This is a genomic window from Sagittula sp. S175, from assembly GCF_049800975.1.
In the GTDB taxonomy this organism is placed as follows: Bacteria; Pseudomonadota; Alphaproteobacteria; order Rhodobacterales; family Rhodobacteraceae; genus Sagittula.
The window spans coordinates 1-5290 of the sequence record NZ_JBNAGB010000054.1 but is presented as its reverse complement, the minus strand read 5'-3'; the positions used below and the strand labels follow the sequence as shown (position 1 = coordinate 5290).

Sequence of the window (5290 nt, the reverse complement as noted above, 5' to 3'; positions counted from 1 at the left end):
CGGCCTGTTGATCGACACGCGGGTCGTGGCCTTGTTGGGGTTACGCACGCGCCGTGATCTAATTAGCGGAAAGGTCCACAAGGACCGAATGGGCCGTCAGATTCTGGGGGCGTAATTGTTCCGTTCCATGCTTTCGATCTGTCGCGAACTCCTTTGGGCCGTCTCGGCTCAGATGCCGACAGCGACCTCGTCTCGTGGTGCGTCAAACGCGGTTCTGTGTCTCAGGATGCTCCAGGCCATGCGTGCCAGTTTGTTTGCCAGCGCCACGGCCAGCTTGTTCCTGTTCATTCTTTCCGATGCCCGGATCAGCCAATCACCAAAGCTGAAATCCTGCCATCGATTGGCCCGCATGAGGATGACCTTGGCAGCCTGAACGAACAGCATCCTCAGGTATCGACTGCCGCGTTTGGAAATGCGGCCGAGCACCGTTCGTCCGCCGGTGCTGTATTGTCTGGGAACCAGGCCGATCCATGCGGCGAAATCCCGTCCGCGCCCGAATGCCTCTCCCGTGCCAATCGCCGCAACCATGGCCGTCGAGATCATTGGTCCGATACCGGGAATGGTCATGACGTTGACGCAATTCTCCTCGGTCCGACTGATCTGTTCAATCTCCTTCGAAACGGTTTCGATCCGATCGTCCAACCAGAGCCAATCGCCATACAGGCCAATCAGGATGGCCCGCATGCGCGGCGAGATCTCGTCTTTGCGTTCCTCGAGGATCACCTCGAAGGAGTTCTTCAAAGCCCGAAGCCCTTTGCGCACCGTGATCCCTTGTTCAATCAGGAAGGCGCGGATCTGGTTGATGGTCGCGGTCCGGCGCGACACCAAGCGGGACCGCACCCGATGCAGGGCTTGCAGGTCGAGCTGGTCCTGGTTCTTCTCAGGCACGATCGGCAGGTTCGGGCGCAGCGCCGCCTCCGCGATCGCCTCGGCATCATTGTAGTCGTTCTTCTGCCCCTTGATGAAAGGCTTCACGTAGATCGCGGGGATGATGCGCGGCTCAAAACCAAGCTGACGCAGGGTTCGACTGACGAAATGAGCGCTCAGGCAGGCTTCCATCCCGACGATGCATCGCGGCAACTTCTCGAATGTCGCGACGAGTGCCGATCGCTTGATCTGCTTGCGCAACACCAATTGGCCATCGCAGTCAAACCCGACGAGGTGGAACCTATCCTTGCCGATGTCGATCCCGATGGACATCAGCTGATCGAATGTTTTCTTTTCCATGCTACTCCTCCAACTGGCAGAAATAGGCACAGCCTAACCTGCTGGGTGAAGCAGCCGGTACATCCCATTAGCTGACCTCCCACTGGCAACCTGGTGCTACATTGCGGCATCGGCAGAGCTGACCTTGATTGCGCCGGGAGACATTTGACAGCCGCATGTTCTCGATCTTTGTCGGCTCACGAAAACCTGGCAACTCTTATCGGCGTTTCCGGCTTCAACAGCACGTGACCGGAGGCGCAGGAACGTCGTGTCGTCAGACGCGTTGGGTGCCAACCACACTTTGAAAAGGACACGACATGAAGGACCTTGATAGTCCCGAACGCGCCATGACGACGACGAACCCGGCCACCGAGGAGATCGTCGAAACCTATCCACTCATGTCCGACGAGGAGATGACCGTGGCGCTTGAGGCCTGCCATGCCGCTTTCGAGGCATGGCGGACGAGGACGCACTCCGAGCGTGGCGAAATCCTGACTTCCATTGGTGCCAAGCTACGGGAACGCAAGGAAGAGTTCGCTGCCCTGATGACCCGCGAGATGGGCAAGCGCCTGTCGGACAGCCGTGACGAAATCGACCTCTGCGCCGCGATCTGTGATTGGACCGCCGAAGCCGGGCCCGAAGTGCTCGCCGACGAGACGCGCGACCTGCAGGATGGCCGCAAGGGTGTCATCGCGAAGGTCCCCATCGGCGTAATCTACGGCATCCAGCCGTGGAATTTCCCGGCCTATCAGGCAGTGCGCTACGCCATCGCAAACCTGATGGCAGGCAATGGCGTGCTGCTGAAGCATGCGGGGATCTGCACCGGTTCAGGAATGATGTTGCGCGACATCTTTGAGGAGGCGGGCCTGCCGAAGAACCTGTTCACCGTCATGCGGATCGACCATGACCAGTCCGACACGCTGATCGGCCACAAGCTGGTGCGCGGCGTGACCATGACCGGCAGCGCCAAGTCCGGCAGCATCATCGCCGCCAAAGCGGGCGAGCATCTGAAGAAGACCGTGATGGAGCTCGGCTCGAACGACGCATATCTCGTCCTCGAAGATGCGGACGTCAAGCTTGCGGTGAAGACCTGCGTGACGGGTCGGATCTACAACAACGGGCAGACCTGCGTGAACGCCAAGCGTTTCATCGTGACGGACAAGGTCTATGACGCTTTCGTCGAAGGCTATGTCAAAGCGATGGGCGATGTGAAACTCGGCGATCCGACCGACGAGGACACCGACCTCGGCCCGATGGCGCGCAAGGATCTGCGCGAGACGCTGCACCAGCAGGTGCAGGACTCGGTGGCAAAAGGAGCCACTATCGCCGTCGGCGGCGAGATGCCCGAGGGCACGGGCTACTACTACCCGGCGACCGTTCTGACCGACGTGAAGCCCGGCCAACCCGCCTATGACGAAGAGCTGTTCGGGCCTGTGGCCTCGGTCATTCGGGCAAAGGATGATGAGGATGCGATGCGCATTGCCAATGATAGCCGGTTCGGTCTCGGCGGCGGGATTTTCAGCCGGAACGAGGCACACGCCGTTGAACTGGCCAAGATGCATTTCGACACCGGAATGGTCTTCATCAACCACTTCAACCTCGCGACCCCGGAGATGCCCTTTGGCGGTGTGAAGGACAGCGGGTATGGGCGTGAACACGGCGGCTTTGGCATGACCGAATTCGTAAATGCGAAGGCGATCACTCTGCCGGGTTGATCGTCATCCGAATAAAAAGGGGCGGTGGCCAATAAGCCACCGCCCTTCTTTCACGTCAACGGCTGCCTGCCTCAGGCGGCCATCTGGCGCTCTGGGCGATACCCGGCGCAGAGCGCGGCCACGAGGAAGGCATGACGCGCATCTTCGACCGGGCTCATGCAGTCCATGGCAGCGTCGATCCGGGCCAGCGCCGTGTCGCGTGTGATGTCGGCAATCGGCCACTTGCGCTTGAGCCAATGGCGCGCCTTCTCGATGGTGCTGAAACGTTCAACCGTGCTGTCTTTCGGCGTGATGAGGGTCATCGGCTGACCCCATTGGATTTCCATCATCTTGATGTCCTTGGATTTGATCGCGACGGAGCGGGGCCGGGTGCCCGTCGCTCCAACGCCGCTGCCCGTCCAACCGGACGGGAATGAGAAACATACCGCATCCCGCGACTGGCCGTGGCGCATCAATGCGCGGCATCGGCCATGTGGGATCGAGGGACCTGTCGCCCGGTCAGCCCTTGAGGGTCGACCGAGCCGGAAGGTCAGTCCGTCTTGCCACCCTGCTTGTCGTCGCGCGCCTGCCGTGCGGCCTTCAGCCGGGCAGTCTTTTCCGCGCGTGCCTCGGCTTCCTCGTCGAGGATACCCCAGGCGGCAGTGCTGGTCTTGTCGAGGGCCGTCTCCGGCCCCGACCCTTTTGTGCGGAGGGCGCTGCCGGCGGTCCGGCCCTTGCCCCCCTTGCTGTCGCGGGCCGGAATACCCGCTACGAGGTCTTCCAGCTGCGATCTCATGCGAGTTCGAGGTTCGATGCAGACTCGCGGCCGTCGCGACCGGCTTCGAGATCATAGGTGACCTTCTGCCCGTCATCGATGCGCGAAATTCCCGCGCGTTCCACGGCGGAGATGTGCAGGAACACGTCCTTGCCGCCATCTTCCGGTTGAATGAAGCCGAAGCCCTTGGTGCTGTTGAACCATTTCACGGTGCCATTGGCCATCGTGTGTCTCCTGTTACATGCTGCCCACGGGAATGCGACAGCCCGGCGAAAGTCGATCCAAGTCGATTTACCGGGACCGCGTGAGCGGCAGCAGCCTGTCGAAGAGAAGAAACGTAAGCCTTCTATAGGTGGGCCGCCTGATGCCCCGTGGCAAGGGGCCGGGATAAATAAACTCGGACGGCTTGGCAGGAATGTGTATCGGCGCGCATTGAACGGTCGGCGACTCAGGGCGATATCCTGAGCAGACACAAAGGCAGGTGGCATGACGAAACATCAGGATGAGCACGTGACGCGCCTGCCGCAGGTCGAACGGCTCTACCTTGATTTCGACAGCTTCTTTGCCTCTGCCGAGCAGCATTTCAATGCAGACCTGCGGGGGCGACCCTTGGGCGTCGTGCCGCTGGATTCGCCGCACACCAGCTGCATCGCCGTCAGCCGCGAGGCCAAGGCGCATGGCGTCAGGTCCGGTTCATCAATCCGCGAAGCGCGCGCCATCCTCCCCGACATGATCTTCGTCATCGCGCGACACGACGCCTACGTCCGCCTGCACAAACGTATCCTCGACGCGGTGGGGACCATCCTGCCCGTGGCCAAGGTGCGCTCGATCGACGAGGTCGTTTGCCACCTCACCCCCTGCGAGGCCGCGCAGGGCAAGGTGCTGTCAGACCGCATCAAGGCCGCACTACGCGATGCCTTCAGCCCGGCACTGACCTGCTCCATCGGGATGGCCCCGACGGAACTGCTGGCCAAGGTTGGGGCCGAGATGAACAAGCCCGATGGCTTCGCCCTGATCGAGGCAAGGAACCTGCCGGGAAGCCTGTCGCATCTCGACCTGCGCGACCTGCCGGGGATCTCAAAAGGCATCGGTGCGCGTCTCGCCGCAGCTGGCGTGCAGGACATCGACGGGCTCTGGCGACTGGCGCCGAAGCAGGCTCGGAGGCTTTGGGGCAACGTCGAGACTCTGTTGCACAAAACCGTCTCTGAGCGGAGTTCCCCTTTCCCCGGACGGATTTATCCCACGACTTCTGTGACAGGGATGCCAAGGGCGGTGTAGCCGTTCAGAACGGCGATACGGACCTGAAGCTCAGCGACCTGTCGGTCGAAGTCCCGCGCCATGAGGCGCTGCCCCAGCAGTTTAACGCAGTGCATCTTGGTCTCGACGCGGCTTCGGCGGTGGTATCCGCTCCAGTTTCGCCAGATAGCGCGGCCGAGGTATTTCGAAGTTCGCAGGGCCTCGTTTCTGGCCACCGCACCCGCGGTGACGGCCTTCCACGACTTAGCGTTTTTGCGGGGTGGGATGACGGCATGGGCACCGCGGTCAGCGATGGCGTCGTGGCATTTGCGGGTATCATACGCACCGTCTGCGGTGACGCTGCCGATCGCCTCGTTCG

The 5290-nt window shown here is 61.5% G+C and carries 7 protein-coding genes; 2 read left to right on the top strand and 5 right to left on the bottom strand.

The window, feature by feature from the left end; all coding sequences use genetic code 11:
- Positions 1-168: 168 nt before the first annotated feature.
- On the bottom strand, positions 169-1227 hold the full coding sequence (locus ACP16H_RS26370) for an IS110 family transposase (protein ID WP_425072468.1): 1059 nt from the start codon (positions 1225-1227) through the stop codon (positions 169-171).
- Positions 1228-1523: 296 nt separating this feature from the next.
- Here ACP16H_RS26370 and ACP16H_RS26365 point away from each other — a divergent pair, with 296 nt between their 5' ends.
- Entirely contained in the window at positions 1524-2921 is a 1398-nt protein-coding gene (locus ACP16H_RS26365; RefSeq protein ID WP_425075108.1) for an NAD-dependent succinate-semialdehyde dehydrogenase, read from the top strand.
- Between the two features lie 71 nt (positions 2922-2992).
- On the opposite strand, the gene ACP16H_RS26360 is transcribed toward ACP16H_RS26365, so the two are convergent.
- The 3 genes from ACP16H_RS26360 to ACP16H_RS26350 form a co-directional block, all read right to left on the bottom strand.
- On the bottom strand, positions 2993-3250 hold the full coding sequence (locus ACP16H_RS26360; protein WP_425075107.1) for a DUF982 domain-containing protein: 258 nt from the start codon (positions 3248-3250) through the stop codon (positions 2993-2995).
- A gap of 200 nt (positions 3251-3450) precedes the next feature.
- Positions 3451-3696, bottom strand: coding sequence for a hypothetical protein (locus ACP16H_RS26355; RefSeq protein ID WP_425075106.1), 246 nt, complete (start codon positions 3694-3696; stop codon positions 3451-3453).
- Complete coding sequence (locus tag ACP16H_RS26350) at positions 3693-3899, bottom strand: cold-shock protein (RefSeq protein WP_425075105.1); 207 nt, start codon at positions 3897-3899, stop codon at positions 3693-3695. The genes ACP16H_RS26355 and ACP16H_RS26350 overlap by 4 nt, the downstream gene beginning before the upstream one ends.
- 262 nt (positions 3900-4161) lie before the next feature.
- Between ACP16H_RS26350 and ACP16H_RS26345 the strand changes: the two genes are divergently transcribed.
- A complete protein-coding gene (locus ACP16H_RS26345; RefSeq protein ID WP_425075104.1) occupies positions 4162-4953 on the top strand; it encodes a hypothetical protein in 792 nt (263 codons plus the stop codon).
- Here ACP16H_RS26345 and ACP16H_RS26340 read toward each other — a convergent pair.
- The coding region (locus ACP16H_RS26340) for a transposase (RefSeq protein WP_425070187.1) at positions 4911-5290 on the bottom strand (380 nt) is incomplete at its 5' end. The genes ACP16H_RS26345 and ACP16H_RS26340 overlap by 43 nt on opposite strands.